This is a genomic window from Streptomyces litmocidini (assembly GCF_014649755.1).
GTDB classification, from domain to species: Bacteria; Actinomycetota; Actinomycetes; order Streptomycetales; family Streptomycetaceae; genus Streptomyces; species Streptomyces litmocidini.
This window is the reverse complement of record NZ_BMTQ01000004.1, coordinates 507,282-533,874: the sequence shown is the minus strand read 5'-3', so window position 1 is coordinate 533,874 and position 26,593 is coordinate 507,282. Positions and strand designations below refer to the sequence as shown.

The window sequence follows — 26,593 nt, the reverse complement described above, 5'->3', positions numbered from 1 at the left end:
TACGGTGCCGCCCATGGCAAGTGTGCTCGTGGTCGAGGACGACCAGTTCGTGCGCTCCGCCCTCATCCGGCAGCTGACCGAGGCCTCCCACACCGTACGGAGCGTCGGCACGGCTCTGGAGGCGCTGCGCGAGGTCGCCCATTTCCGTTTCGACGTCGTGATCCTGGACCTCGGCCTGCCCGATCTCGACGGGTCCGAGGCGCTCAAGATGCTGCGCGGGATCACCGACGTGCCGGTGATCATCGCGACCGCCCGGGACGACGAGGCCGAGATCGTGCGGCTCCTCCACGCCGGGGCCGACGACTACCTCGTGAAGCCCTTCTCCGTCGACCACCTCTCCGCGCGGATGGCCGCCGTCCTGCGCCGCTCCCGGGCCGCCGGCGAGCCGCCGCCCTCCCGGGCCCTCCGCGTCGGCGGACTCACCGTCGACCCGCTGCGCCGTCAGGCCGAACTCGACGGGACGCCGCTGGACCTGACCCGGCGCGAGTTCGACCTGCTCGCCTTCCTCGCCGGGCGGCCCGGCGTCGTCGTCCCGCGCAAGGAGCTGCTCGCCGAGGTCTGGCAGCAGTCGTACGGGGACGACCAGACCATCGACGTACACCTGTCGTGGCTGCGCCGGAAGTTGGGCGAGACGGCCGCACGGCCCCGCTACCTGCACACCCTGCGCGGGGTCGGCGTGAAGCTGGAGCCGCCCGTGGAGACCCGGCCGTGAGGTGGGCGCTCGTCAAGGTGGCCCTGGCCGTCACCGTCATGGTCGTCTTCGCCTTCGCCATCCCCCTCGGACTCGTCGTCAAGGAGATGGCCCGCGACCGGGCCTTCTCCAACGCCGAACGGCGGGCCGCCGGCCTCGCCCCCGTCCTCGCGATCACCACCGACCGCGACGAACTCGACAAGGCCGTCGCCACCACCGAGGACGGAGCCGCCGGCCGGCTCGCGATCCACGTGCCCGCCCCCGGACCCGGCGGCACCGCCCTGGAGATCGGCACCCGCCGCGCCGACCCCCAGGAACTCGCCGCCACCCGCGCCCTCGGCCGCGCCTCCATCGCCGAGGTCCCCGGCGGCTTCGCCCTGCTCCAGCCCACCGCGCTCAGCAGCGGCCAGGTCGCCGTCGTCGAACTCCTCGTCCCCGAGGAGGAGGTCAGCAACGGCGTCGCCACCGCCTGGCTCGTCCTCGCCGGCGTCGGCGTCGCCCTCGTCGTCGGCTCCGTCGCCGTCGCCGACCGCCTCGGCGTCCGCATGGTCCGGCCCGCCCAGCGGCTCGCCGGCGCCGCCCACGACCTCGGCGAGGGCAGGCTCGGCGCACGCGTCCCCGAGGAGGGGCCGCCCGAACTCAAGTCGGCCGCCGTCGCCTTCAACTCGATGGCCGACCAGGTCGTGCAGCTCCTCGCCAACGAGCGGGAGCTGGCCGCCGACCTCTCCCACCGGCTCCGCACCCCGCTCACCGTCCTCCGCCTCAACGCGGCCTCGCTGGGCTCCTCACCGGCCGCCGAGCAGACCCGCGCGGCCGTCGAACAGCTGGAGCGCGAGGTCGACATCATCATCCGCACGGCCCGCGAGGCGAAGCCGCAGACCCAGGCGACCGGTCCCGGCGCCGGCTGCGACGCCGCCGAAGTGGTCCGCGAGCGGATGGAGTTCTGGTCGGCGCTCGCCGAGGACGAGGGCCGCCGGGTGCGGGTCGCGGGCGTCGAGCGCCCGGTCCGCATCCCCGTCGCCCGGCCCGAACTCGTCGCCGCCCTCGACGCCCTGCTCGGCAACGTCTTCCGCCACACCCCCGAGGGCACCGCCTTCTCCATCGACGTCCACAACGGGGACGACGCCGTCATCGTCCTCGTCTCCGACGCGGGCCCCGGCATCGCCGACCCCGCCGCCGCCCTGGCCCGCGGCAACAGCGGCGGCCGGGACGGCTCCACGGGCCTGGGGCTCGACATCGTGCGGCGGATGGCGGAGGCCACCGGCGGCGACGTCCGCATCGGCCACTCGGTCCTCGGCGGTACGGAGGTACGGATCTGGATCGGCCTCGACGGCCGGCGCGGGGGCGACGGCACGGGCCGGCGCGGCCGTCGGCCCGCCCGCCGGCGCAGGGCCCCGGGGGCCCGCCGGACCTGAACCTTTTCCGGTCCCGATGCCTCCCTTAAGCGGACCCTAAGGATCCGAACGGCGGCGCCAAGTACGGCAATTGTCCGTTTTCCCGGCGCTAGCGTGCTGCCGCACCCCACCCCCACCCCCGGCACGCAGAGGCAGGCACGCGATGGGCAGCAGTTCGCACCGGCGCAGGACGAGCACCCGGAACAAGGTCGTCGGAGCGGTCGTCGCCGCCGCCGTCGTCGGCGGCGCGGCCCTCGCGCTCACCGGCACCGCCCAGGCCGCCGCCGTCGGCGCCGCCTACACCCGGACCAGCTCCTGGACCGGCGGCTACACCGGCCAGTACGTCGTCACCAACGAGACGACCACCGCCCGGTCCGACTGGACCCTGGAGTTCGACCTCCCGGCCGGCACCACCATCGGCTCCCTCTGGAACGGCGAGCACACCGTCTCCGGCAACCACGTCACCGTGAAGCCCGCGAGCTGGAACAGGCGGCTGGAGCCCGGCGGATCCGTCACCGTCGGCTTCGTCACCTCGGCCGCCGGCCAGGCCGGCGACCCCACCGGCTGCCTCATCGACAAGGCCGCCTGCTCCGCCGGAGGCGCCACCCCCACCCCGAGCGGCCGCCCCACCGGGCAGCCCACCGCGACGGCGTCCCCGAAGCCGACGGCCACGGCGAGCCCCAAGCCCACCGCCACGGCCACCACGAGCCCGAAGCCCACCGCCACCGCGACCGCGCGGCCCACGCCCACGCCCACCCCCACCACGACCGGCGCACCGGCCGCGGGGGCCCGGTACGCCCCGTACGTCGACACCTCGCTCTACCCGGCGTACGACCTGCTCTCGACCGCCGACGCCACCGGCGTGAAGGAGTTCAACCTCGCCTTCATCACCTCCGGCGGCTCCTGCGCCCCGCTGTGGGGCGGCGTCACCGACCTCGCGAACGACAAGGTCGCGGCCCAGATCGGCGCCCTGCGCGCCAAGGGCGGCGACGTCCGCGTCTCCTTCGGCGGCGCCGCCGGCCGCGAACTGGCCCTGAACTGCTCGACCTCCTCGGCGCTCGCCGCCGCGTACGGCAAGGTCGTCGACCACTACGGGCTCACCAAGCTCGACTTCGACATCGAGGGCGCCGCCCTCCCGGACACCGCCGCCAACACCCGCCGCTCGCAGGCGATCGCCCAGCTCCAGAAGTCCCACCCGGGCCTGGACGTCTCCTTCACCCTGCCGGTCATGCCCGAGGGCCTGACCCAGCCGGGCGTGGACCTGCTGGCCGACGCCGGGCGGAACGGCGTCCGCGTCGACGCCGTCAACATCATGGCGATGGACTACGGGCCGGCCTACAGCGCCGACATGGGCACGTACGCCGTCCAGGCCGCGACCGCGACCCAGGCCCAGATCAAGGGCGTCCTCGGCCTCTCCGACGCGGCCGCCTGGAAGGCCGTCGCCGTCACCCCGATGATCGGCGTCAACGACGTCTCCTCCGAGGTCTTCACGGTGGAGGACGCCACCCAGCTCGTCGCCTTCGCCAGGTCCAAGGGGGTCGGCCGGCTCTCGATGTGGTCCGCGGCCCGTGACAAGCAGTGCGCGGCCGGCGCCGTGACCTACGCCGACCCCACCTGCTCCTCGATCCTCCAGCAGCCGCTGGCCTTCACGAAGGCCTTCGGCGCCTACAGGTAGCAGGCCCCCGAGTCCCCCCACACCGCGCGCCCCGGCCGGAACCACCCCACCGCCGACCGGGGCGCGCACCCTTTCCCGGGCAGGGACCGTGCCCCGGCAGGGCCCACGGGGAACGTCCTCCGTGTGGCGGAGCGCACACGAGAACGACTCAGGCCCCGGTTCTTCCGAACCGGGGCCTGAGTCATCAGGGTGAGTAACGGGACTCGAACCCGCGACATCCTGGACCACAACCAGGTGCTCTACCAGCTGAGCTATACCCACCACGACCGGCGGTTTTCCCGAAGGTTTCCCCGACCGGCCGAGAAGAAGTCTACAGGGTTCCGGAGGGTGCTCGCGCCACCGTTTCCCGCGGGGGGTTCCCGGGGCTCCCGGAGGCGCGAGCGGACGGTCACTCCGAGGGCAGGACGTGACGGGCCGCGATCTTCTTCGCGGTCTCCGAGTCCGGGCCGGGCCGCGGGACGAAGACCGCCTCGCGGTAGTAGCGCAGCTCCGCGATGGACTCGCGGATGTCGGCGAGCGCCCGGTGGTTGCCGTTCTTCTCCGGACTGTTGAAGTACGCCCTCGGGTACCAGCGGCGGGCCAGCTCCTTGACCGAGGAGACATCGACGATCCGGTAGTGCAGATGGCTCTCCAGGGCGGGCATGTCGCGCGCGAGGAAGCCGCGGTCCGTGGAGACCGAGTTCCCGCACAGCGGCGCCTTGCCCGGTTCCTTGACGTGCTCGCGGACGTACGCGAGGACCTGGGCCTCCGCGTCGGCGAGCGTGGTGCCGCCGGCGAGCGCGTCGAGCAGCCCCGAGGTCGTGTGCATCTGGCGCACGATCTCGGGCATGGTCTCCAGGGCCGCGTCCGGCGGGCGGATCACGATGTCCACGCCGTCGCCGAGCACGTTCAGTTCCGAGTCGGTGACCAGCGCGGCCACCTCGATGAGTGCGTCGTCCGTCAGCGAGAGCCCGGTCATCTCGCAGTCGATCCACACCATGCGATCGTTCATGCGTCCTACCTTAGGGCGTGTCCCGCCGATCGGGCCGGGCCCGAGGGCCTCGGGCCCCGTCGGCGGACTCCCGCCCGCTCCGCGTCGCCGTGCGCGCGCCCCCGAGCTCCCGGCTCCGCTCGAACAGGGGCGCGCCCCCTCCGCCGCACCGGGCGCGGGGCCCGGGACACGTCCCGGCGGGCCGACGGGCCCCCGGGGGAGGTGTCCCCGGGGGCCCGTCGGTCCTGCGTCGCGCCGCTTGTGGCGGCGTCGGTCCCGTTACGGCGCGCTGCGCTGGCCCGGCAGGGCGGGCCGGCCGGAGGCGTACACGTCCGACTGCGGCTTGCCCGGCTCCAGCGGCCTGCGGAGCCCCGCCGGACCCTGGGCCGGCACCGCCGCTTCGAGCACGGCCGTGCCGACCTCGCCCTGCGGCCGCCGGGCGCGGTACGCCGCGCGGTAGGCGGCCGGCGAGGAGCCGAGCTGGCGCCGGAAGTGACCGCGCAGCGCCACCGGGGAGCGGAAGCCGCACCGGCCCGCGACCTCGTCGACCGAGTAGTCGGAGGTCTCGAGCAGCCGCTGCGCCTGCAGCACCCGCTGGGTGATCAGCCACTGGAGCGGGGCCGAGCCCGTCAGCGAGCGGAACCGGCGGTCGAAGGTCCGCCGTGACATGTAGGCGCGCGCGGCGAGCGTCTCCACGTCGAACTGCTCGTGGAGGTGCTCCAGCGCCCAGGCGACGACCTCGGCCAGCGGGTCGGCGCCGATCTCCTCGGGTAAAGACCTGTCGAGGTAGCGCTCCTGACCGCCGCTGCGCCGCGGCGGGACGACCAGCCGGCGCGCCAGCGCGCCCGCGGCCTCGGTGCCGTGGTCGGTCCGCACGATGTGCAGACACAGGTCGATTCCGGCCGCGGTGCCGGCGGAGGTCAGCACGTCCCCGTCGTCGACGAAGAGCTCCCGCGGGTCCACGTGGACCGACGGATAGCGCTTGGCGAGCGTCGGCGCGTACATCCAGTGCGTGGTCGCCGGGCGGCCGTCGAGCAGTCCGGCGGCGGCCAGGACGAACGCCCCGGTGCACAGCCCGACGATCCTGGCCCCCTCCTCGTGTGCGCGGCGCAGCGCTTCGAGCGCCTCCGGCGGCGGCGGCGAGGTGATCGACCGCCAGGCCGGGACGACGACGGTGCCCGCCCGGCCGATGGCCTCCAGGCCGTACGGCGCGGTGAGTTCGAGCCCGCCGGTGGTCCGCAGCGGTCCTTCCTCGCCGGCGCAGACGAGCAGCCGGTAACGTGGCACCCCGGCGTCCTGCCGGTCGATGCCGAACACGGAGAGCGGGATGGAGCTCTCGAAGATGGGGCCGCCGCTGAACAGCAGCACCGCGACGACTTCGCGACGGCGGCGCCCGGACAGCTTCCGTGCGGCCTCCGGTGCGGCGGAGTCCTGGCTCATGACGCTAAGCCCCCCTCGGTGTTCGCGTCTCCCTGGTCGTGTCGCTCCTGCACGTTTCCCCTCGGTTTTGCACGAGACCCCAGTCTTCGGTACCCATGATCGAATCTACTGTGTCCCGTGGCGCCGGCGTGACAAGTTCTCCATCCGGTGGATTGTCGACAAGGCAACTTGGCGTGAAGCGATCGATCGCGGAGTCCGGCGTCCGACGGCCGCCCGGGGAGGGGACGGGACGGCGAACGCCCCCGTACGCGGGGGGTGTGGGCCCTCGGGGCAAGGCTTTCGGGGCCGTCGGCACCGGGCTTGGCCAATCGTTCCGCCAAGGACTCGCCGACGACCTCAAGTTGGCTGAAAACATATGGGGTCGGGTGTACGAACCTGTCAACTCGAAGGGTTCCGGAGCCGGCTCCGGAACTCTCGGGGGCTAGTTCCGGCGCCCCGGCCGGACCGTCTCGGAGCGCAGTCCGCGCTCCGAGCGGCGCAGCAGCAGCCGGCAGGCCGCCGTCACCGAGGCGAGCCCCAGCGCGGTCCCGGCGGCTCCGCCGAGCGAGGTGCCGTAGACGAGGAGCACCACGGGGACCAGCGCGCAGCAGAAGACCGCCCAGCGGACGACGTCACCGGCCTGCTCCGCCGCGCCCGCGCCCGCCGCCGGCCCTGGCCCCGGCCCCAGCCCCGGCCCCGTTCCCGGATCCGCGCCGGCGGCCGGGGGGAGGGCGGGCGCCCGGCGCCGGCCGCGGGGCGCGCCGGGGGCGGGGGTGGCGGAGGTCTGGCCGACGGCGGTCGATGGTGCGGGCACGGGCGGTCTCCCTGCGACGGTGGGACGGTTCTGTGCTGAGGGCGGGGTGGTTCCGCGGTGGGGGCGGGGCGGTTCCGCGGTGGAGGCGGGACGGGTCCGTGGTGACGGTGGGTCGATCCGTGGTGACGGTGGGTCGATCCGTGGCGACGGAGGGGTGGGGTGGCGGCGGGCCGGGGGCGCGGTCGGGACGGGCTGGACCTGTGGCAACGAGGAACGGAACGTTCCGGTCACTCTCGGCGACGTCCGTTTGGCCCCCGTACGGACGCCTGTAGGGCACATCCGGCATTGCCAGATCCCGAACCCCTCGTGCATGCTCCCTGGAACGCCGCGCGCGAGCGGCGGGCACGCCGGGTGCGGCACGGCGGGCTCTGGGCAGGAGAGGAGTGTCGCCGTACCCTTGGGGGTATGGGCTTGGGAAGATGATTCCCGGACACAGCTCCGCCGTCACCCGTCGTTCGTCCCCCTTTCCCCGTCCCTTCCCACGAGGACCCTCTTCGCCGAGACACCGATGGCCGGTCACGAATTCCCCGAACCCGCGGACCGCAAGCGCGTCGCCGACTCCACGGTCGACCCCCTGGCGGTAGAACAGCCACGTCACGCCTGCGACCCGGCCTTCCGGCACGGAGTGGTCGTCGGCTTCGACGGTTCCACGTCCAGTGAGCGCGCCCTCGCGTACGCCATCGGCATGGCCCGCCGCTCCGGATCGGGCCTGATCATCGTGCACGTGGCCAACCGGCTGCCCACCACGGTGTGGGCCGGCTGCGAGCCCCCGGTCTTCGTCGACGTGCCGGACCACCGCACCGAGGTCCTCGGTCTGGAGCTGGCCTGCGCCGATCACCTCTCCGAGGTGCCGTGGATCCTGGTCGAGCGCGGCGGGGACATCTGCCACGAGCTGGAGGAGGTCGGCCGGGAGTACTCGGCCGACGCGATCGTGGTCGGCTCCACGCACGGGATCGTCGGCCGGATCTTCGGCTCGGTCGCCGGCCGCCTCGCGCGCCGCGCCCAGCGGCCCGTCATCGTCATCCCGTAACGCGCCCGCGGGCCCCTCCGCCTCGTGCGGCCCGTCGGATCACTCCCTCAACTGCCGTCATCCGGCCATAAATTCGGACTTCCTCAGGTGAATTGTGTGCTTGTGAAGGGTACATAAAGGCCACGGAACACAGCAGCTCACGCAGGACAACTGCACACCTGAAGGGAGCCCGCCGTGAACAACGAAGTCGCCGCGGGAAACACCACCTCCACGCTCGGCCACCTGGCACTCGGACTGACCCTGCTGGCCTTCGGCCTGGGCGGAACCGGTGTCATCGACAACGTCGCGGCAGCGGATGCCGCGGGTCTCGCCACCTGGGTCGGCGGCGTGACGCTCTTCCTCGTCGGACTGCTCGCCCTGCGCGCGGGCGACAAGGGCGAAGGCACGGCGTACGCGGCGCTCGGCGCCTTCTGGTTCACCTGGGGCAGCGGAGCCGGCGGGCACGCCTCGGCCGACGCCATGGGCCTCTTCCTGCTCCTGTGGGCGCTCCTCGCGCTCACGCTGACCATGGCCTCCGCGGGCAGCGGGCTCTTCGGACAGGGTGTGTACGGGCTGCTGTTCGTCGCGCTGCTGCTGCTCGGCATCGGCGCCCTCGCCGACAACGGCGGCCTCGGCGAGGCGGGCGGCTGGGTCGCCGCCGCCGCGGGCCTGGTCGCCTGGTACGGCGCCACGGCCGCGGTCGCCGGCTGGCCGATGGCCCTGCGCCGCTCGGCGGGCGGTGCCCCGGCCGCGGGCTGAGCCGGAAGGTCCGGAAAGGACAGCGGTCCCCGTGCACGGGAGGTGTGTGCACGGGGACCGCTGCGTGTCCGGCCGAGGCTCCGGGGGACAGGCCCGGAGGGGCGCGGCGTCCGGGGGACAGGCCCGGCGCCGCGCCTCGGCCGCGACGGCGTGGAGACCTACTCGACGGTGACGGACTTCGCCAGGTTGCGCGGCTTGTCGATGTCGCGGCCCATGGCGAGCGCCGTGTGGTAGGCGAGGAGCTGGAGCGGGATGCCCATCAGGATCGGGTCCAGCTCGTCCTCGTTCTTCGGGACGACGATGGTGTGGTCGGCCTTCGCCTGCGGCTGGTGCGCGACCGCGAGGATGCGGCCGCTGCGGGCCTTGATCTCCTCCAGGGCGGCGCGGTTCTTCTCCAGCAGGTCGTCGTCGGGGACGATCGCGACGGTCGGCAGGGCCGGCTCGATGAGGGCGAGCGGGCCGTGCTTCAGCTCGGAGGCCGGGTACGCCTCGGCGTGGATGTAGGAGATCTCCTTCAGCTTGAGGGAGGCCTCCAGGGCGACGGGGTAGCCGCGCACGCGGCCGATGAACATCATCGACTGGGCGCCCGCGTACTCCGCGGCGATCTCCTTGATCTGCTCCTCGGTCTTGAGGATCTCCTCGATCTGCGAGGGCAGCTTGCGCAGGCCCTCGATGATCCGCTTGCCGTCGGTGACGGACAGGTCGCGGATGCGGCCCAGGTGCAGGGCGAGCAGCGCGAAGGCGGTGACCGTGTTGGTGAAGCACTTGGTGGAGACGACGCAGACCTCGGGGCCGGCGTGGACGTACACGCCGCCGTCGGCCTCGCGGGCGATGGCGGAGCCGACGACGTTGACGACGCCGAGGACGCGGGCGCCCTTCCGCTTGAGCTCCTGGACGGCGGCGAGCACGTCGTAGGTCTCACCGGACTGGGAGACGGCGATGTAGAGGGTGTCGGGGTCCACGACCGGGTTGCGGTAGCGGAACTCCGAGGCCGGCTCGGCGTCGGCGGGGATGCGGGCCATGGACTCGATGAGCCCGGCGCCGATGAGGCCGGCGTGGTACGAGGTGCCGCAGCCGAGGATCTTGATGCGGCGGATGGTGCGGGCCTCGCGGGCGTCGAGGTTCAGGCCGCCCAGGTGCACGGTGGAGAAGCGGTCGTCGATCCGGCCGCGCAGCACGCGGTCGACCGCGTCGGGCTGCTCGCAGATCTCCTTGTGCATGTACGTGTCGTGGCCGCCCATGTCGTAGGAGGCGGCCTCCCACTCGACGGTCTCGGGGGTGGCCGTGGTGGAGGCGCCGGAGACCGTGTAGGTGCGGAAGTCGTCGGCCTTGAGGGTGGCCATCTCGCCGTCGTTCAGGGTGACGACCTGGCGGGTGTGGGCGATCAGGGCGGCGACGTCGGAGGCGACGAGCATCTCCTTCTCGCCGATGCCGAGGATGACCGGGGAGCCGTTGCGGGCCACCACGATGCGGTCGTTGAAGTCGGCGTGCATCACGGCGATGCCGTAGGTGCCCTCGATGACCTTGAGGGCCTCGCGGACCTTCTCCTCCAGCGTCTCGGCCTGGGAGCGGGCGACGAGGTGGGTGATGACCTCGGTGTCCGTCTCGGAGGCGAAGACGACGCCGTCGGCCTCCAGCTTGGCGCGGAGCTCCTGGGCGTTGTCGACGATGCCGTTGTGGACGACCGCGACCTTGTTCTCGGGGTCCAGGTGCGGGTGCGAGTTGACGTCGCTCGGGGCGCCGTGCGTGGCCCAGCGGGTGTGGGCGATGCCGGTGGTGCCGGTGAAGCGCTTGGGGACCCTGGCCTCCAGGTCGCGGACGCGGCCCTTGGCCTTGACCATCTTCAGGCCGGAGGACTTCGGGCTGGTGACGACCATGCCGGCCGAGTCGTATCCGCGGTACTCCAGGCGGGCCAGGCCCTCCAGGAGCAGCGGAGCCACGTCGCGCTTACCGATGTAACCGACAATTCCGCACATAAAGGTGAAACCCCTCCAGGTTGGTGGATGTGCTCGGACGTACGGAGCTCAGCCGTAGACGATGCGGCGCAGTTGCCGGAGCGAGAGCTCCGGCGGCGCCACCGCCCGGTGCGGCAGCTCCGCCGCGATCCGTTCGAAGATCTCGGCGTTCACGGCGCCGCCGGACTGCAGTTCGCGATGGCGGCGGCGGACGAACTCCTCGGTCGTCTCGTCGAAGTACGCCAGCACGTCGAGCACCACCCGGGCGGCCTCACCGCGCTGGAGCGCGGTGCTGCGGACCAGGTGGTCGATGAGGTCGTCGTGCGACGGGCGGCGTTCGAGCACCCGTGCATATTGAGGGTTCGTCGGGGGCCTCCGCAAGAATCCTGCCCGAATTCGGGCAGGGAGTGGTCGATCCGCCCCCTCTTTCGGCCCCTTGGTCCAGACCTTGAATCCGAACGGCAGCGGCGATACACAGACCGACCGAGGGGATATACAGAACGACGGACGTGTCGATCACCCGAAGTCGACCCTCCGAAGCCGATCACCCGAAGGGGAGCCCGCCTGTGAGACAGCGCACGACGATTCCGCGCCTGATCGGATCCCTGCTCCTGTTCGCGACCGCCGGCGTCGGCTGCGGAGAGGCCGCCGCCGACGGCACCGACGCCAAGGCACCCGGCAGGACCGCCGCCGAACCCGAGGTCCGCCCGCTCGGCCGCATCGTGCCCGTGCCCGCCTCCGTCACCCCCGAGGGCGAGCCCTACACCCTCACCGCCGCCACCCGCATCGGCGTCGACGTCAGATCCGGCGAGTCCCAGGCACTCGGCCGCTACCTCGCCGGCCTCCTCCGCCCCGCCACCGGGTTCCCGCTCCCCGTCGTCGACGACCGCGCCGCCGGCCGCGGCATCCGGCTCCGCCTCGACCCCGGCGAGACCGCCCTCGGCGACGAGGGCTACCGGCTCCGCTCCGCGCCCGACGGCCTCACCCTCACCGCCCGCGTGCCCGCCGGCCTCTTCCGCGGCGTCCAGACCCTGCGCCAGCAGCTCCCCTCCGCCGTCGAACGGAAGAGCGTCCAGCCGGGCCCCTGGAAGATCGCCGGCGGCACCGTCACCGACACCCCGCGCTACGCCTACCGCGGCGCCATGCTCGACGTCGCCCGCCACTTCTTCACCGTCGACGAGGTGAAGCGGTACATCGACCAGCTCGCCCTCTACAAGGTCAACACCCTCCACCTGCACCTCTCCGACGACCAGGGCTGGCGCATCGCCGTCGACTCCTGGCCCCGCCTCACCACCCACGGCGGCTCCACCGAGGTCGGAGGCGGCACCGGAGGCTTCTACACCAAGGCGCAGTACCGCGAGATCGTGGAGTACGCCGCCTCCCGCTACCAGGAGGTGGTCCCCGAGATCGACATGCCCGGCCACACCAACGCGGCCCTCGCCTCCTACGCCGAACTCACCTGCGACGGCGTCGCCCCGCCCCTCTACACCGGCACCAAGGTCGGCTTCAGCTCCCTGTGCGTGCCCAAGCCCGTCACGTACGACTTCGTCGACGACGTCGTCCGGGAGATCGCCGCCCTCACCCCCGGCCGCTACCTCCACATCGGCGGCGACGAGGCCCACTCCACCAGCCACGCCGACTACGTGACCTTCATGGACAAGGTGCAGCCGGTCGTCGCCAAGTACGGCAAGACCGTCGTCGGCTGGCACCAGCTGACCGGCGCCACCCCCGCCGAGGGCGCCCTCGTCCAGTACTGGGGCCTCGACCGCACCCCCGCACAGGAGAAGGAGAGGGTCGCCGCGGCCGCCCGCAACGGCACGGGCCTGATCCTCTCGCCCGCCGACCGCACGTACCTCGACATGAAGTACACCAAGGACACCCCGCTGGGCCTCGCCTGGGCCGGATACGTCGAGGTCCGCAGGTCGTACGACTGGAACCCCGCCACCTACCTCCCCGGCGCCCCCGAGGACGCCGTCCGGGGCGTCGAGGCCCCGCTGTGGACCGAGACCCTCGCGTCCCCCGGCGACCTCGACGTCATGGCCTTCCCGCGCCTCCCGGGCATCGCCGAACTCGGCTGGTCCCCGGCGGCCACCCACGACTGGGACGCCTACAAGGAACGCCTCGCCGAACAGGCCCCCCGCTTCGACGCGATGGGCATCACCTGGTACCGCTCGCCGGAGGTCCCCTGGCCCGCCGAGTAGCGGGCACGACCACGGGCCCCGGCGGAGGACCGTGCTCCGCCGGGGCCCGCGCCGGTCCCGGAACGGCTCAGGCGAACCGGGCGATCGGGTTCACCAGGTCGCCGACCAGCTGGAGGGCCGCCGACGGGTCCGCCAGGTCGACCATCTGCCGGTTGTTGCGGAGCTGGAGGCGGTTGAGGGCGGAGAGGGCGAAGGTCTCCGCGAACATGTCGTACCGCGCGAACTTCTCCGCCAGCTCCGGCTTCGACTCCTGGTAGGCGCGCACGCACTCCGCGACCGTCCGCCAGAAGCCGTCCTCGTCCAGGACGCCCTCCGCCGCCAGGGTCGCGCCCAGGAAGCGGAGGAAGCAGTCGAAGACGTCCGTGAAGACCGACAGGAGCTTCATGTCCTCCGGGACCTCGGCGCGGACGCGCTCCACCGCCGGCGGGAGGACCGCCGTCGGGTCCATCACGCAGATCTCCTCGGCGATGTCCTTGAAGACCGCCCGCGCGACCGCGCCGCGCTCGTCGAGGACGAGGATCACGTTCTCGCCGTGCGGCATGAAGACCAGGTCGTACGCGTAGAAGCAGTGCAGGACCGGCAGGAGGTACGCGTCCAGGTACCCCCGCAGCCACACCGCCGGCTCCAGACCCGACTCCTCGACCAGCGCGCCCGCGAAGGACGCGCCCGTGTGGTCCAGGTGGAGGAGGGAGGCCATCGTCGCCAGGCGCTCGCCCTCGGCGAGGGACGGCACCGGGGACTCGCGCCACAGCGCCGCCAGCATCTTCCGGTACGGGGAGTAGCGGTCCGTCGCGGCCTCGTACTCCAGGTGCCGGTAGCCGACCGCCGCCCGCTCCCGGATGATCGAGAACCGGGCCGCCTTCAGCGTGGCGTCCGCCTCGACCAGACCGTGCAGCCAGTCGTTGATCGCCGGCGTGGCCTCCATGTACGCCGCCGACAGGCCCCGCATGAAGCCCATGTTGAGGACGGACAGGGCCGTCTTCACGTAGTGCTTGGCCGGGTCGGAGCTGTTGAAGAAGGTGCGGATCGACTGCTGCGCCAGATAGGTGTCGTCGCCCTCGCCCAGGTACACCAGGCGCTGCTGGGCGACCTCGGCGGCGAAGGTGACGGACAGCTTGTTCCACCACTGCCAGGGGTGGGCCGGCACGAGGAGGTAGTCGGCCGGGTCGAGGCCGCGCCCGGCGAGGGTCGCGGCGAAGCCGTCCACCGCCGCGTCGCCGAGCTCGGCGCGGACGAAGGCCTCGTACTCGATGTCCGCCCCGGCCGTGAAGGTGGCCCGGTCGCGGCGCGCGGCCAGCCAGATCAGCCGGATCCCGCTCGCGGCCTCGGGGGCGTACGCCCGGTACTCGTCGACGCCGAAGCCCAGCCGGCCGTTGTTGGCGACGAAGCAGGGGTGGCCCTCCGTCATCCCGGTCTCGATCGCCTGGAAGCCGGCGCGGGCCAGTTCGGCGGAGGTGACGGGCGGCTTGGTCGACTTGTAGGCCGTGCCGGCCAGGGTGGAGGAGATCTCCTCCAGGTAGACCGGCAGGATCTCGTCGCTCAGGCCGAGGGAGCCGCGCAGCTCGATGACGAACTGGAGCGCGTCGAGCGGGAGCTGCTCGTCGCCCCGGTGGCGGCTGATCGAGTCCGGGTAGACCTGCCAGTGGTCGAGCGCGAAGCGGTCGGCGGTGAAGCGGTACTCGGTCGTGCCGTCGTCGCTGAGGACCTGGTAGCGGCTCTCGCCCAGCTCCTTGGGGTTGAGCAGCCGCTCGTGGGCGAACTCGGCGAGGCCCTTGCGGATCAGGGCGCGGTTGGCGGCGGCCCAGCGCTCGGGGGTGAGGTGCGCGACGGGGTTCACGCGGCGGCTCCGACGGCGGTCTCGAACCGGGCACGGGTGCAGAAGCTCAGCAGGGCCTTCTTCTCGGGCTTCTGGATCTCGCGCTCGGGCACGAAGCCGACGGCCTCGTTGAGCGCGTGGACGGCCTTGTTGCGGACGTCGGGCTCGACGACCACGCGGGCGGTCGCCGGGTCGGCGAACAGTTCCGCCATCACGGCGGTGATCACGGTCCGGGTGAAGCCGTGCACGGGGGTGTCGGTGGGCGCGACGAGGAAGTGCATCCCGACGTCGCCGGGCCGCGCCTCGTACAGTCCGACGAGCTCGACCTCCGAGGGGTCGTACCGCTCCATGAGGAAGGCGGGCTCGCCGTCGACGAGGCCGATGAAGGCGTCGTGGTGCGGATGGGCGGCGATCGCCATGTACTCGCGTTCGACGTCCTGGAGCTTCGCGTCCTGCATCATCCAGAAGGCGGCCTTGGGGTGGGTGACCCAGGGGTGGATCAGCTCGGCGTCCGTGAGCGGGTCGAGCGGGCGTATCCGGACGGTCCGGTCGGTCCGGTCGGTCCGATTGGTCTGGGCGGTCATGCGGCGAACTCCTGGAACGCGATGGTCTTCTCTACCGGGTAGTACTCGGAACCCAGCATCTCCCCGATGATGTACGCGTTGCGGTACGGGCCCATGCCCAGGTCGGGCGAGGTGATCGAGTGGGTGTGCACGCCGGCGTTCTGGAGGAAGATCCCGCGGCCGGTGGTGTCGATCGCGTAGTTGCGGGCCACGTCGAAGCGGCCCCGGCCGTCGAAGCGGAGGCGGTCCTCGACCGGCTTCAGGAACGCGGGGACGGCGTACCTGTAGCCCGTGGCGAGGATCAGGCCCTCGGTCTCCAGGGTGAAGTCCTTCTCCTGCTCCTCCTGGCGGAAGCCGAGCGTGTACGTGCCCGTCGCGGGGTCGTACGCGGCCGTGTTCAGGGAGGAGTTGGTCAGGAGGCGGGTGGGGACCGGGCCGGCCAGGTTCTTCTGGTAGAGCAGGTCGAAGATGGCGTCGATGAGTTCGCCGTCGATGCCCTTGAAGAGGCCCTTCTGCTGGGTCTCCAGGCGGTAGCGGGTCCTCTCGGGCAGCGCGTGGAAGTAGTCCACGTACTCCGGGGAGGTCATCTCCAGGGTGAGCTTGGTGTATTCGAGGGGGAAGAAGCGGGGGGAGCGGGTCAGCCAGTTCAGCTGGTAGCCGTGGACGTCGATCTCGCTCAGGAGGTCGTGGTAGATCTCGGCGGCGCTCTGGCCGCTGCCGACCAGGGTGATCGACTTCTTCTTCTGGAGCTCCTCCTTGTTCGGGAGGTAGCGCGAGTTGTGGATCAGGTCGCCGCCGAGTCCCTCGCAGGACTCCGGGACGTACGGCGGGGTGCCGGTGCCGAGGACGATCCGGTGCGACCGGAACGTTTCTCCCGAGGTCGTGGTCACCACGTACACCTCGGCGGGCTCGTCGTACGCGACCGAGGCGACGGTCGTGGAGAAGCGGATCGAGGTGAGTTTCCCGGCGGCCCAGCGGCAGTAGTCGTTGTACTCCGTGCGCAGCGGATAGAAGTTCTCGCGGATGTAGAAGGAGTAGAGCCGGCCCTTCTCCTTCAGGTAGTTGAGGAAGGAGTACGGGGAGGTCGGGTCCGCGAGGGTGACCAGGTCCGACATGAAGGGGGTCTGGAGGTGGGCGCCGTCGAGGAACATCCCCGAGTGCCACTCGAAGTCCGGCTTGGACTCCAGGAAGACCCCGTCCAGCTCGGCGATCGGCTCGGTCAGGCAGGCGAGTCCGAGGTTGAACGGACCGAGCCCGATGCCGATGAAGTCGTGGATCTCAGGCGTGGACAAGGTTCTCTCCCAGGTACTGCTCGGCGTGGCCGGCTATCAGATCGAGGACGGCGGCGATGTCGGCCGCGGTGGTCTCGGGGTTGAGCAGGGTGAACTTGAGGTACTGGCGGCCGTCGACCTCGGTGCCGGCGACGACGGCCTCGCCCGAGGCGAACAGGGCCTTGCGGGCGTGGAGGTTGGCCCGGTCGACGTCCTCGGGGGAGGCGGCGGTCCCGGGGACGTAGCGGTAGACGAGGGTGGAGAGCTGGGGCTCGACCACGACGTCGTAGCGCGGGTCGGCGGCGAGCAGCTCGAAGCCCTCGCGGGCCAGGGCGCAGACCTCGTCGAAGAGCTCGCCGATGCCGTCGGCGCCCATCACGCGGAGGGTCATCCAGAGCTTGAGGGCGTCGAAACGGCGAGTGGTCTGGAGGGACTTGTCGACCTGGTTGGGGATCTTCTCGGCCAGTGTCCGGCGCGGGTTGAGGTAGTCCGCGTGGTAGGTCGCGTGGCGCAGGGTGGCGCCGTCGCGGACCAGGACGGCGGAGGAGCTCACCGGCTGGAAGAAGGACTTGTGGTAGTCGACGGTGACCGAGTCGGCCCGCTCGATGCCGTCCAGGAGTCCACGGCGGGTCCGGGAGGCGAGCAGTCCGCAGCCGTAGGCGGCGTCGACGTGCATCCAGGCGCCGTACTCGGCGGCCAGGTTCGCGATCTCGGGGAGCGGGTCGATGGAGCCGAAGTCGGTGGTGCCGGCGGTGGCGACGATCGCCATCGGGATCAGGCCCTCGGCGCGGCAGGCCTCCAGCTCGGCGGCGAGGACGACGGACTGCATCCGCTTGTTCCGGTCGACCGGGACGGAGACGACGGCGTCGCGGCCGAGGCCGAGCAGCTGGGCCGACTTCTGGACGCTGAAGTGGCTGCACTCGGAGGAGAAGATCCGCAGCTTCGTCAGGTCGGTGGTGCCGGTCTCCTCGCGGGCGAGGAGCAGGGCCTGGAGGTTGGACTGGGTGCCGCCGCTGGTGAAGACGCCGTCGGCGAGCGGGCCGAGGCCGATCCGGCCGGTGGTCCAGTCGATCAGTTTCCGCTCGATGAGGGTGCCGCCGGCGCTCTGGTCCCAGGTGTCGAGCGAGGAGTTGACCGCCGAGAGGACGGCCTCGCCGAGGACGGCGGGGATGACCACCGGGCAGTTGAGGTGCGCGAGATAGCGGGGGTGGTGGAAGTAGACGGCGTCGCGGAGGTAGACGTCCTCCAGCTCGTCGAGGGCGGCGGAGGCGTCGCCGAGCGGCCGGTCGAGGTCGACGGCGTCGACGGCGGGGGCCAGCTCGGCGGGCGTCACGCCCGTGAACGGCCCACGCGCCGTCGTGAGTTTCCTCGCCACCCGCTCCACTCCTTCGGTGACGGAGCGCCGGTAGCTCTCCGCCGTCGTGTCGTTGAGCAGGTGGGAACGCATGTGGGGCCCTTCCGGGAGCGGACTCGGTCGGTCTTGGTTAGGTTAGCCTAACCTAACTTTACGACACAACGGCCCCCCGACTCCGAGGCGCCGGGGGGCCGTTGGCCCTGCGGGGGGACGGGGGCGGCCGTGCCGCTCCGGAGGCACGGAGCGGCTACGCCGCTTCCCGGGCCTCGTCCTGCGCCGTCTCGTCCGGCACCTCGCGCAGGGCGTCCTCGGACAGGCCCCTGCGCCAGTAGCCGACGAACGTGACCCGGCGGCGGTCGAGCCCCCGCTCCCGCACGAAGTGGCGGCGCAACGCCCTCACGGCGCCCGACTCGCCCGCGATCCAGACGTACGGCGCCTCGCCGGGCAGCTGGACGCCGGACACCGCGTCGACGGGGGACGGCGCCCCCTCCTCCCGTACGAGCCAGGTGACCGTGGCGTCCGCCTCGGTCGCGAGCTCCATCCGGTCGCCGGAGTACGGCACTTCCAGGAACACCTGGGCGCGGGTCTCGGCCGGCAGCCACTCCAGGATCGCGGAGGCGGCGGGCAGGGCCGTCTCGTCGGCCCAGATCAGCACGGAGTCGGCGTCCTCCGGCAGCCGGAAGCGGACGCCCGTGTTCTCGGCGACCGCCGGGCCCAGGACCACCACCCGGTCGCCGGGCTCGGCGCGGCCGGCCCAGCGGCAGGCCGGGCCGACGCCCGCCGCGCCGGCGGCCGACGTCTCGCCGTGGAGGGCGAAGTCGATGTCGATCTCGTTCGGCCCGGTGCGCTGCTCGCGGACGGTGTACGAGCGCATCACGGCCCGCACGTCGTCGGGCATGGCCCGCCAGGCGCCCAGGATCGCGTACATGTCCGGGTCGTCCAGGGGCGGCAGGACCGGCGCGTCCTGACCGGGGTGCGGCAGGAAGAGGGAGAGGGACTGGTCGCGGCCCCCGGCGGCGAAGTCCTCCAGGTCGTCCCCGGTGAAGGTGATGCGGACCAGGGACGGGCCGAGCCGCCGCGTCCGGTCGACCTGGAGGGAGAAGAACTGGAAGGGGGCGGTCTCGCTGTGCGTCATGGGTCGGGGCACCTTCTTGGTCGGCCCGGGCAAGTCTAAGGTAGGTTAGCCTAACCTCATATTGATCAGTAGGGGGGATTCGCTGCTAGGGTCTGGCTGAATCGGGAGAGGGGGGCTCCTCGTTTCGGCGACGGCGTGACGCCTCTCCGCGTGCGTTGCCGCAGACGAAGGAGATCCATGGCTGACGCGATGGTCGAGAGGGCCCAGCGCTTCATCAACTCGACCTACGACAACGGGGCGATGCTGGGCATATCCAAGCTGGAAGAGGACGGCAGGACCAGCTGGACGGTCATGTACGCCCTCACCCGGGCCCTCCAGTACGAGATGGGCCTCACCAGCCTGTCGAACGCCTTCGGGCCCACCACCCTGTCCACGCTGCAGTCGAAGTACCCGAGCCTCAACGCCTCCACGATGCCGTCGGCGAACTTCTGCCGCATCATCCAGTCCGCCCTGTACTGCAAGGGCTACGACGGCGGCGAGATCGACGGCATCTACAACAGCCGGGTCCAGGCCGCCGTGGCGCAGCTCAAGCTCCACATGGGCGTGGACAGCGCCTACTCGGGCACGTCCCTGGAGCCGAAGGTCGTCAAGGCCCTGCTCACCATGGACGCCTACGTCAGCACCGCCGGCGCCAACGAGCAGATCCGCACCGTCCAGCGGTGGCTGAACGCGCGCTACGTCAACCGCCGGGACTTCTACATCATCCCCTGCGACGGCCACCACTCCCGCGACGTCGCGAAGTCCATGCTCTTCGCCATCCAGTACGAGCTGGGCATGGCCGACGGCGTCGCCAACGGCAACTTCGGCCCCGGCACCCAGGCCGGCCTGAAGTCCCACGTCATCGGCCTGGGCAACAGCAGCACCTGGGCGTACCTGTTCACGGCCGCGATGGTCCTCAACAAGCGCAACGTCCTCTTCGGCGAGTTCACCGGCGGGGTCCAGAGCGAGGTCGAGGCCTTCCAGGCCTTCTCCATGCTGTCGGTCACCGGTGTCGCCGACTACGCGACCTGGTCCTCGCTGCTCGTCTCGTACGGCGACCAGACCCGCAGGGGCAGCGCCTGCGACTGCGTCACCAAGATCACGCCGGAGCGCGCCCAGACCCTCGTCGACGCCGGGTACACCTACGTCGGCCGGTACCTCTACAACCCGTACCCCAACGGCAGAACGCCCGAGAAGCAGATCCAGCCGGGCGAGCTCGACACGATCAAGGCGTACGGGCTGCGCTGCTTCCCGATCTACCAGACGTTCTCCGACTCGGCGGGCTACTTCCACTACGGCCAGGGCTGCGTCGACGCGACCAGCGCCGTCGAATGGGCACGGGCGCACGGCTTCAAGCCGGGCTCGATCATCTACTTCGCCGTCGACTACGACGCCATGGACGCCGAGGTCACCTCCAACGTCCTCCCGCACTTCCGCGGCGTCTTCCGCACCGTCACCGAGAACTCGGGCTACCGGGTCGGCGTCTACGGCCCGCGCAACATCTGCCAGCGCGTCACCGACGCCGGGTACGCCGAGACCGCCTTCGTCTCCGACATGTCGGCCGGCTTCTCCGGAAACCTGGGCTACCCGCTGCCGGACAAGTGGGCCTTCGACCAGATCGCCACGATCACGGTCGGCTCCGGCGCCGGCGCCATCAACATCGACAACGACATGGCCTCCGGCCGGGACCGGGGCCAGGCGGACTTCGACCCGCCCGCCGGCATCGTGACCGGCCTGGACAAGGACCTCGACCAGGCCGCGTACAAGGCGCCCCTGCTCGCCGACATCCAGTCGTACCTCACCTCCATCGGCGTCCCCGAGACCGGCGGCGAGGGCTGGACCCTGGACGGCGACTGGGTCACCTACGGGGCCGTCAGCACCACCGAGGCCTTCAACCGCGTCATCGACGCCGACTACCTCTTCACCAACCTCGCCAGGACGCTGAAGATCCGCAAGGCGCTCATCCAGGCCCCCGTCCTGTGGGAGCTGCGCAAGCTGAACGCGCTCGACGCGGTCGCCGACGAGGCCGTCAAGGCCGGCCTCAAGGACGACTGCAGCACCGGCTGGGGCCAGATCTTCGCCTGGGTGACCATCCAGGCCCGGAACTACTGCATCCAGCAGGGCATCCTCAACGCCACCCCGCTGACCAGCGCCGACACCAGGGCGGTCTGGGACCAGCTCCAGGACCCCGAGTACAACATCCGCTCGGTCGCGTACCTGACGATCTACAACGCCCACCAGCTCGGCATCGCCGCGCCGTCGCTGACCACCGGCCTCGCCGACACGCAGGCCCTGCTCGCCCGCTACAACGGCACCGGCGACAAGGCGGCGCAGTACGGGCGCGAGCTCGTCGGCCTGTACCAGGTCCTGGAGAACTACAACGCGCTCAGCCGCGCCTAGCGGCCCCCGCCGATCGCGAAGAATGGGTGCATGAGGAAGCTTTTCGTGCCGGCCGCGGTGAACCTGCTGCTCGGCGTGCCCGGGATCGTTCCGTACTTCCTGGTCTGGTACGTCCTGGCCAACGGGCCGCTCGCCGCCCTCGGGTGGACGGCGCAGGACCCGAACGAGAACGACGGCATGTCGCTGTGGCTGGTCGTCGTCGTACCGGTCCTCGGGACCTACGGCCTCGTCTGGGGCCTGGTGAACCGGCGCCTCGCGCGCCGGACGCCCGCCCCGAGGACCGTGTTCTGGACGGTGTGCGCGGTGGCTTCCCTGGCGCCCTTCCTGGCGATCGGACTGTTCTGACGAAGACTCGAGAGGAGATGTGAAGCACATGCAGCAGAAGATGACGCGCCGTACGGTCGTGCGGACCGCCGCCGTCGTGGGCGCGGCCGCCGCCCTCGGCCCGGCCCTGTCCGCCACGGCCGTCGCCGCGCCCGGCGCGGGCGCCGCCGACGGCACCGTCCCGGGGGCCCGCAAGCCCGAGCGCCCGGCGACCTCCGCCAACGGCTGGACCATCCAGACCAACGTCGACCGCGACTCCCAGGTGTGGACGCGCTCGGTGGCCGGCACCGGACTGACCGTGCCGGTGTGGATCGGCGACGTCGAGACCGTCCTGCTCCACGTCGTGCGCCGCTTCCACTACGAGGTGGAGGAGCTCCACACCGGAGACCTCGCAGGCTGGCGCCCCGCCGCGGAGGTGCGCCGCCGCCACCCCGAGTCGAACCTCGCGTCCGGCACGGCCGTGCGGATCCGCCCGGGCACCGGGGCGACGCGCGGAACGCTGTTCCCGCTCCAGACCGACACCGTCCGCGCCATCCTCGCGGACTGCGACGGCGTGGTCCGCTGGGGCGGTGACGACGAGCCGGTGGACGAGTCCCTCTTCTCCATCGCCGTCGGCCCGCTCGACCCGCGCCTCGCCGCGCTCGCGGCCCGGATCCGGGAGTGGAACGCCACGCCGGGCGAGGGTGCCGGAGCCGTCACGGCCTGATGAGGCACGAGGAAGGGGCGCACGGCCTGAAGCCGCGCGCCCCTTCTGTCCGTTCTTCCCGTCAGGCCGGGAGACCCAGCTCCCGGGCGATCAGCATCCGCTGGACCTCGCTGGTGCCCTCGCCGATCTCCAGGATCTTCGAGTCGCGCCACATCCGGGCCACCGGGTACTCGTTCATGAAGCCGTAGCCGCCGTGGATCTGGGTCGCCTCGCGGGCGTTGTCCACCGCCACCGTGGAGGAGTACAGCTTCGCGATCGCCGCCTCCTTCTTGAACGGCTCGCCGAGCACGAGCCGCGAGGCCGCGTCCCGCCAGCCGATCCGGGCCATGTGCGCCTTCATCTCCATGTCGGCGATCTTGAACTGGACGGCCTGGTACGAGCTGATCGGCGACCCGAAGGCGTGCCGCTCGTGCGCGTACTTCACCGACTCGTCCACACAGCCCTGCGCGAGGCCCGTCGCGAGCGCCGCGATCGCGACCCGGCCCTCGTCCAGGATCCGCAGGAACTGCGCGTACCCGCGGCCCTCCTCGCCGAGGAGGTTCTCCACCGGGACGCGGACGTCGTCGAAGGAGAGCTCACGGGTGTCCGAGGCGTTCCAGCCGACCTTCGAGTACGGGGCGGCGACCGTGAAGCCCGGGGTGCCGGACGGCACGATGATCGAGGAGATCAGCGGACGCCCGTCGGGCTTGCGGCCGGTGACCGCCGTGACCGTCACCAGACCCGTGATGTCCGTGCCGGAGTTGGTGATGAAGCACTTCGAACCGTTGACGACCCAGTGGTCGCCGTCCCGGACGGCGGTGGTGCGGGTGCCGCCGGCGTCGCTGCCCGCGCCGGGCTCGGTGAGGCCGAAGGCGCCCAGCACCTCGCCGGAGCACAGCTTCGGCAGCCACTCGCGCTTCTGCTCCTCCGTGCCGAAGCGGAAGACCGGCATGGCGCCGAGCGAGACGCCCGCCTCCAGGGTGATGGCCACGGAGGAGTCGACCCGGGCCAGCTCCTCCAGGGCGATCCCGAGGGCCAGGTAGTCGCCGCCCATGCCGCCGTACTCCTCGGGGAAGGGCAGCCCGAAGAGGCCCATGCGGCCCATCTCGCGGACGATCTCGTACGGGAACTCGTGCCGCTCGTAGTAGTCGCCGATCTTCGGCGCCACGACGTCGTGGGCGAACTCCTCGACGGTGCGGCGGAGTTCCTCGTGCTCTTCGGTGAGCCGGTGGTCGAGGGACATGTCTTTCGTCACTCCTTGTGGGAGAGGGCGCGGACGGTACGGGAGGGGCTGGGCCGGCCCAGCTGTTCGGCCATCCACACGCTCGTGGCGGTGAGGGCGGCCAGATCGACCCCGGTCTCGATGCCGAGGCCGTCGAGCATCCACACGAGGTCCTCGGTGGCGAGGTTTCCGGTCGCGCTCTTCGCGTACGGGCAGCCGCCGAGGCCGCCGGCGGAGGCGTCGACGGTGGTCACCCCGTGCCGCAGGGCGGCCAGGGTGTTGGACAGCGCCTGCCCGTACGTGTCGTGGAAGTGCACGGCGATGCGGGAGGTGGGCACCCCGCCCTCGTCCAGGGCCGTCAGGAGCGCCCGGACGTGGCCCGGGGTCGCGACCCCGATGGTGTCCCCGAGGCTCAGCTCGTCGCAGCCCATGTCGGCGAGGGCCTTGGTGACCCTGACCACCTGCTCGACCGGCACGGCGCCCTCCCAGGGGTCGCCGAAGCACATCGACAGGTAGCCGCGCACCTTCAGCCCGGCCTCTATGGCCCGGGTGACGGTCGGCGCGAACATCGCGAGCGCCTCGTCCACGGTCCGGTTCAGATTGGCCTTCGCGAAGGACTCGGTCGCCGAGGCGAACACGGCGACCTCACGGGCGCCCAGCGCGAGGGCGCGGTCGAGACCGCGCTCGTTCGGCACGAGGACGGGCAGCCGGACCGGGAGGTCGCGGACGAGCGGGAACAGCTCCTCCGCGTCGGCGAGCTGCGGCACCCACTTCGGGTGCACGAAGCTCGTCGCCTCGATCGTCGTCAGGCCGGCGGCCGCGAGCCGCCGCACGAACTCGGCCTTCACCCCGGTCGGGACGGCCGTCTTCTCGTTCTGCAGCCCGTCCCGGGCCCCGACCTCGTGGATCCGCACCCGGGCGGGCAGCGACGGGTCGGGCACGGTCATCGGCAGTGCGGCGCTCATGCGTCCTCCTCGCGGGGCGTCACCACGGCCAGGACCTGGTCCATGGCGACGGTGGTGCCGGGCGTGACGTCCAGCTCGGTGACGGTGCCGGCGTGCGGGGCGGAGATGACGTGCTCCATCTTCATCGCCTCGACCACCAGCAGGCTCTGCCCGGCCTCCACCTCGTCCCCGACGGCCACCTTCACGACCGTCACGGTCCCGGGCATCGGCGCGGCGAGCGTGTCGGCGCCCCCGTGCCGGGCCCCGGAGAGCGCGGCCTCGACGGGGTCGTGGTCCAGGACGTGCCAGGAGTCCCCGTCCCGGCCGAGCCAGCGCCCCTCCGGGGAGGGGGCGACGGTGAAGCGGTGGGTGACGCCGTCGACGGCCACGACCAGCTCGGATCCGGTGACCGTGCCGACGGTGGCGGCGGAGACGGCCTCCGCGCCCTCGCCGAGCAGGAGCTCGGCGGACGGTGCCCCGCCGCGCAGGCGGACGGTCACCGGCTCGTGGCCGGGGACGCGGAAGTCCAGCGCCGTCCAGGCGGGGGTGCCGCCCAGGCGCCAGCCCGTACGGCCGCCGAAGGGGTCGGCCCAGCCGGAAGCGGCGGGGGCCGGCGGGAAGTGGCGCAGCAGTGCCGCCGCCGCGTACACCTCCGCCGGGACCCCCGTGTCGACCAGCGACTCCGCGTCCCGCTCCACCAGGCCCGTGTCCAGGTCGCCCGAGACGACGTCCGGGTGGGCGAGGAGACGGCGCAGGAAGCCCGCGTTCGTGGGCACGCCCAGGGTGACCAGTTCGCCGAGCGCGGCGCGCAGCTTCCGCAGGGCCGTGGGACGGTCCGCCGCGTGCACGATGACCTTCGACAGCATCGGGTCGTAGAGGGACGAGACCTCCGTGCCCTCGGAGAGGCCCGAGTCGGTCCGTACGCCCGCGCCCCGGGGCTCGTGGAGCGCCAGCACCGTGCCGCCCGACGGCAGGAAGCCGCGCGCGGGGTCCTCCGCGCAGATCCGGGCCTCGACCGCCCAGCCGTCCAGGCGGACGTCCTCCTGGGCGAACGGCAGCGGCTCGCCCGCCGCCACCCGCAGCTGCCACTCCACCAGGTCGATGCCGGTGATCAGCTCGGTCACCGGGTGCTCGACCTGGAGGCGGGTGTTCATCTCCATGAAGTAGTACGAGGAGGGGTCGCCGCCCGGCACGATGAACTCGACCGTGCCCGCGCCCACATAGCCGCAGGAACGCGCCGCCTCGACCGCCGCCGCGCCCATCGACGCCCGGATCTCCGGGGTGAGCAGGACGCTCGGCGCCTCCTCGATGATCTTCTGGTGGCGGCGCTGGAGCGAGCACTCGCGCTCGCCGAGGTGGATCACGTTCCCGTGGGAGTCCGCGAGCACCTGGATCTCGATGTGCCGGGGCCGGTCGATCCACCGCTCCACGAGCAGCGTGTCGTCGCCGAAGGAGGAACGGGCCTCGCGCCGGGCCGCCGCGATCTCGTCGTCGAGCGTCGACAGGTCGCGGACCAGCCGCATGCCCTTGCCGCCGCCGCCCGCGCTGGGCTTGAGCAGGACGGGCGCGCCCAGCTCGCGGGCGGCCTCGGCCAGTTCGGGGTCGGCCGCGCCGGGGACCACGGGCACGCCCGCGGCCTTCACGGTCTCCTTGGCGCGGATCTTGTCGCCCATGAGGGAGATCGCGGTCGCGGACGGGCCGATGAAGACGAGACCCGCGTCCGCGCAGGCCTGCGCGAAGGCGGCGTTCTCCGCCAGGAACCCGTAGCCGGGGTGCACGGCCTGCGCCCCGGTCCGCCGGGCCGCCTCCAGCAGCGCCGGCACGGACAGGTACGACTCGGCGGCCGGCGGCGGACCGATCCGCACCGCCGTGTCCGCCTCCCGCACGTGCCGGGCCTCGGCGTCCGCGTCGCTGTGGACGGCCACCGAGCGCACGCCCATCTCCCGCAGGGTGCGGATGACGCGGACGGCGATCTCGCCCCGGTTGGCCACGAGGACGGTGTCGAACATGCTC

At 72.1% G+C, this 26,593-nt stretch carries 22 protein-coding genes and 1 tRNA gene; 9 read left to right on the top strand and 14 right to left on the bottom strand.

Annotation, left to right across the window (positions count from 1 at the left end; all coding sequences use genetic code 11):
• The first annotated feature begins 13 nt into the window (after window positions 1-13).
• From IE180_RS11970 to IE180_RS11960, 3 genes are all read left to right on the top strand, one after another.
• Window positions 14-712 carry a response regulator transcription factor gene (locus IE180_RS11970; RefSeq protein ID WP_190156783.1) on the top strand — a complete coding sequence of 233 codons (699 nt, stop codon included), beginning with the start codon at window positions 14-16 and terminating at the stop codon, window positions 710-712.
• A complete protein-coding gene (locus IE180_RS11965) occupies window positions 709-2,106 on the top strand; it encodes a sensor histidine kinase (RefSeq protein ID WP_190156782.1) in 1,398 nt (465 codons plus the stop codon). The genes IE180_RS11970 and IE180_RS11965 overlap by 4 nt, the downstream gene beginning before the upstream one ends.
• Window positions 2,107-2,248: 142 nt before the next feature.
• Window positions 2,249-3,760 (top strand): glycoside hydrolase family 18 protein, encoded by a 1,512-nt coding sequence (locus IE180_RS11960; RefSeq protein WP_190156781.1) that lies wholly within the window; start codon window positions 2,249-2,251, stop codon window positions 3,758-3,760.
• Window positions 3,761-3,948: 188 nt separating this feature from the next.
• Here the strand turns inward: IE180_RS11960 and IE180_RS11955 are convergent.
• From IE180_RS11955 to IE180_RS11940, 4 genes are all read right to left on the bottom strand, one after another.
• Window positions 3,949-4,021 (bottom strand) — tRNA-His (locus IE180_RS11955).
• A 127-nt stretch (window positions 4,022-4,148) separates the two neighbouring features.
• Entirely contained in the window at window positions 4,149-4,751 is a 603-nt protein-coding gene (gene orn / locus IE180_RS11950; RefSeq protein ID WP_190156780.1) for an oligoribonuclease, read from the bottom strand.
• Between the two features lie 258 nt (window positions 4,752-5,009).
• Window positions 5,010-6,170, bottom strand: coding sequence for a helix-turn-helix domain-containing protein (locus IE180_RS11945; protein WP_190156779.1), 1,161 nt, complete (start codon window positions 6,168-6,170; stop codon window positions 5,010-5,012).
• A gap of 421 nt (window positions 6,171-6,591) precedes the next feature.
• Window positions 6,592-6,963, bottom strand: coding sequence for a hypothetical protein (locus tag IE180_RS11940; protein WP_373302733.1), 372 nt, complete (start codon window positions 6,961-6,963; stop codon window positions 6,592-6,594).
• Between the two features lie 508 nt (window positions 6,964-7,471).
• Between IE180_RS11940 and IE180_RS11935 the strand changes: the two genes are divergently transcribed.
• Both IE180_RS11935 and IE180_RS11930 read left to right on the top strand, forming a co-directional pair.
• Complete coding sequence (locus IE180_RS11935) at window positions 7,472-7,993, top strand: universal stress protein (protein ID WP_123452601.1); 522 nt, start codon at window positions 7,472-7,474, stop codon at window positions 7,991-7,993.
• 174 nt (window positions 7,994-8,167) lie between these two features.
• Window positions 8,168-8,731: a GPR1/FUN34/YaaH family transporter gene (locus IE180_RS11930; RefSeq protein ID WP_190156778.1), complete on the top strand. Its 564-nt coding sequence runs from the start codon at window positions 8,168-8,170 to the stop codon at window positions 8,729-8,731.
• 158 nt (window positions 8,732-8,889) lie between these two features.
• Here IE180_RS11930 and glmS read toward each other — a convergent pair whose 3' ends face one another.
• Both glmS and IE180_RS11920 read right to left on the bottom strand, forming a co-directional pair.
• Window positions 8,890-10,707 (bottom strand): glutamine--fructose-6-phosphate transaminase (isomerizing), encoded by a 1,818-nt coding sequence (glmS, locus tag IE180_RS11925; protein WP_190156777.1) that lies wholly within the window; start codon window positions 10,705-10,707, stop codon window positions 8,890-8,892.
• A 48-nt stretch (window positions 10,708-10,755) separates the two neighbouring features.
• Window positions 10,756-11,031: a hypothetical protein gene (locus IE180_RS11920; protein WP_030210307.1), complete on the bottom strand. Its 276-nt coding sequence runs from the start codon at window positions 11,029-11,031 to the stop codon at window positions 10,756-10,758.
• Window positions 11,032-11,252: 221 nt separating this feature from the next.
• Here IE180_RS11920 and IE180_RS11915 point away from each other — a divergent pair, with 221 nt between their 5' ends.
• Window positions 11,253-12,887, top strand: a complete 1,635-nt coding sequence (locus tag IE180_RS11915; protein WP_190156776.1) for a beta-N-acetylhexosaminidase — start codon at window positions 11,253-11,255, stop codon at window positions 12,885-12,887.
• A gap of 67 nt (window positions 12,888-12,954) precedes the next feature.
• Here IE180_RS11915 and IE180_RS11910 read toward each other — a convergent pair whose 3' ends face one another.
• The 5 genes from IE180_RS11910 to IE180_RS11890 form a co-directional block, all read right to left on the bottom strand.
• On the bottom strand, window positions 12,955-14,724 hold the full coding sequence (locus IE180_RS11910; protein WP_190156775.1) for an IucA/IucC family protein: 1,770 nt from the start codon (window positions 14,722-14,724) through the stop codon (window positions 12,955-12,957).
• Window positions 14,721-15,287: a GNAT family N-acetyltransferase gene (locus IE180_RS11905; RefSeq protein ID WP_190156774.1), complete on the bottom strand. Its 567-nt coding sequence runs from the start codon at window positions 15,285-15,287 to the stop codon at window positions 14,721-14,723. Before IE180_RS11905 ends, IE180_RS11910 begins: the two co-directional genes overlap by 4 nt.
• On the bottom strand, window positions 15,284-16,558 hold the full coding sequence (locus IE180_RS11900) for a lysine N(6)-hydroxylase/L-ornithine N(5)-oxygenase family protein (RefSeq protein ID WP_190156773.1): 1,275 nt from the start codon (window positions 16,556-16,558) through the stop codon (window positions 15,284-15,286). The genes IE180_RS11905 and IE180_RS11900 overlap by 4 nt, the downstream gene beginning before the upstream one ends.
• Entirely contained in the window at window positions 16,545-17,984 is a 1,440-nt protein-coding gene (locus tag IE180_RS11895; RefSeq protein WP_190156772.1) for a pyridoxal phosphate-dependent decarboxylase family protein, read from the bottom strand. The genes IE180_RS11900 and IE180_RS11895 overlap by 14 nt, the downstream gene beginning before the upstream one ends.
• A gap of 154 nt (window positions 17,985-18,138) precedes the next feature.
• Window positions 18,139-19,026, bottom strand: a complete 888-nt coding sequence (locus IE180_RS11890) for a siderophore-interacting protein (RefSeq protein WP_190156771.1) — start codon at window positions 19,024-19,026, stop codon at window positions 18,139-18,141.
• A gap of 177 nt (window positions 19,027-19,203) precedes the next feature.
• On the opposite strand from IE180_RS11890, the gene IE180_RS11885 reads away from it, so the two are divergent.
• The 3 genes from IE180_RS11885 to IE180_RS11875 are packed head-to-tail and all read left to right on the top strand — an operon-like array spanning window position 19,204 to window position 22,435.
• Window positions 19,204-21,405 (top strand): glycoside hydrolase domain-containing protein, encoded by a 2,202-nt coding sequence (locus IE180_RS11885; RefSeq protein WP_190156770.1) that lies wholly within the window; start codon window positions 19,204-19,206, stop codon window positions 21,403-21,405.
• Between the two features lie 30 nt (window positions 21,406-21,435).
• The gene (locus IE180_RS11880) at window positions 21,436-21,750 is read left to right on the top strand and encodes a hypothetical protein (RefSeq protein ID WP_190156769.1); all 315 of its coding nucleotides are present in this window, start codon (window positions 21,436-21,438) and stop codon (window positions 21,748-21,750) included.
• Between the two features lie 28 nt (window positions 21,751-21,778).
• The gene (locus IE180_RS11875) at window positions 21,779-22,435 is read left to right on the top strand and encodes a hypothetical protein (RefSeq protein WP_190156768.1); all 657 of its coding nucleotides are present in this window, start codon (window positions 21,779-21,781) and stop codon (window positions 22,433-22,435) included.
• Between the two features lie 61 nt (window positions 22,436-22,496).
• Here the strand turns inward: IE180_RS11875 and IE180_RS11870 are convergent, their stop codons facing one another.
• The 3 genes from IE180_RS11870 to IE180_RS11860 are packed head-to-tail and all read right to left on the bottom strand — an operon-like array spanning window position 22,497 to window position 26,589.
• On the bottom strand, window positions 22,497-23,657 hold the full coding sequence (locus IE180_RS11870; protein ID WP_190156767.1) for an acyl-CoA dehydrogenase family protein: 1,161 nt from the start codon (window positions 23,655-23,657) through the stop codon (window positions 22,497-22,499).
• A gap of 8 nt (window positions 23,658-23,665) precedes the next feature.
• Window positions 23,666-24,601: a hydroxymethylglutaryl-CoA lyase gene (locus IE180_RS11865; RefSeq protein WP_190156766.1), complete on the bottom strand. Its 936-nt coding sequence runs from the start codon at window positions 24,599-24,601 to the stop codon at window positions 23,666-23,668.
• On the bottom strand, window positions 24,598-26,589 hold the full coding sequence (locus tag IE180_RS11860) for an ATP-binding protein (RefSeq protein WP_190156765.1): 1,992 nt from the start codon (window positions 26,587-26,589) through the stop codon (window positions 24,598-24,600). The genes IE180_RS11865 and IE180_RS11860 overlap by 4 nt, the downstream gene beginning before the upstream one ends.
• Window positions 26,590-26,593 lie beyond the last annotated feature (4 nt).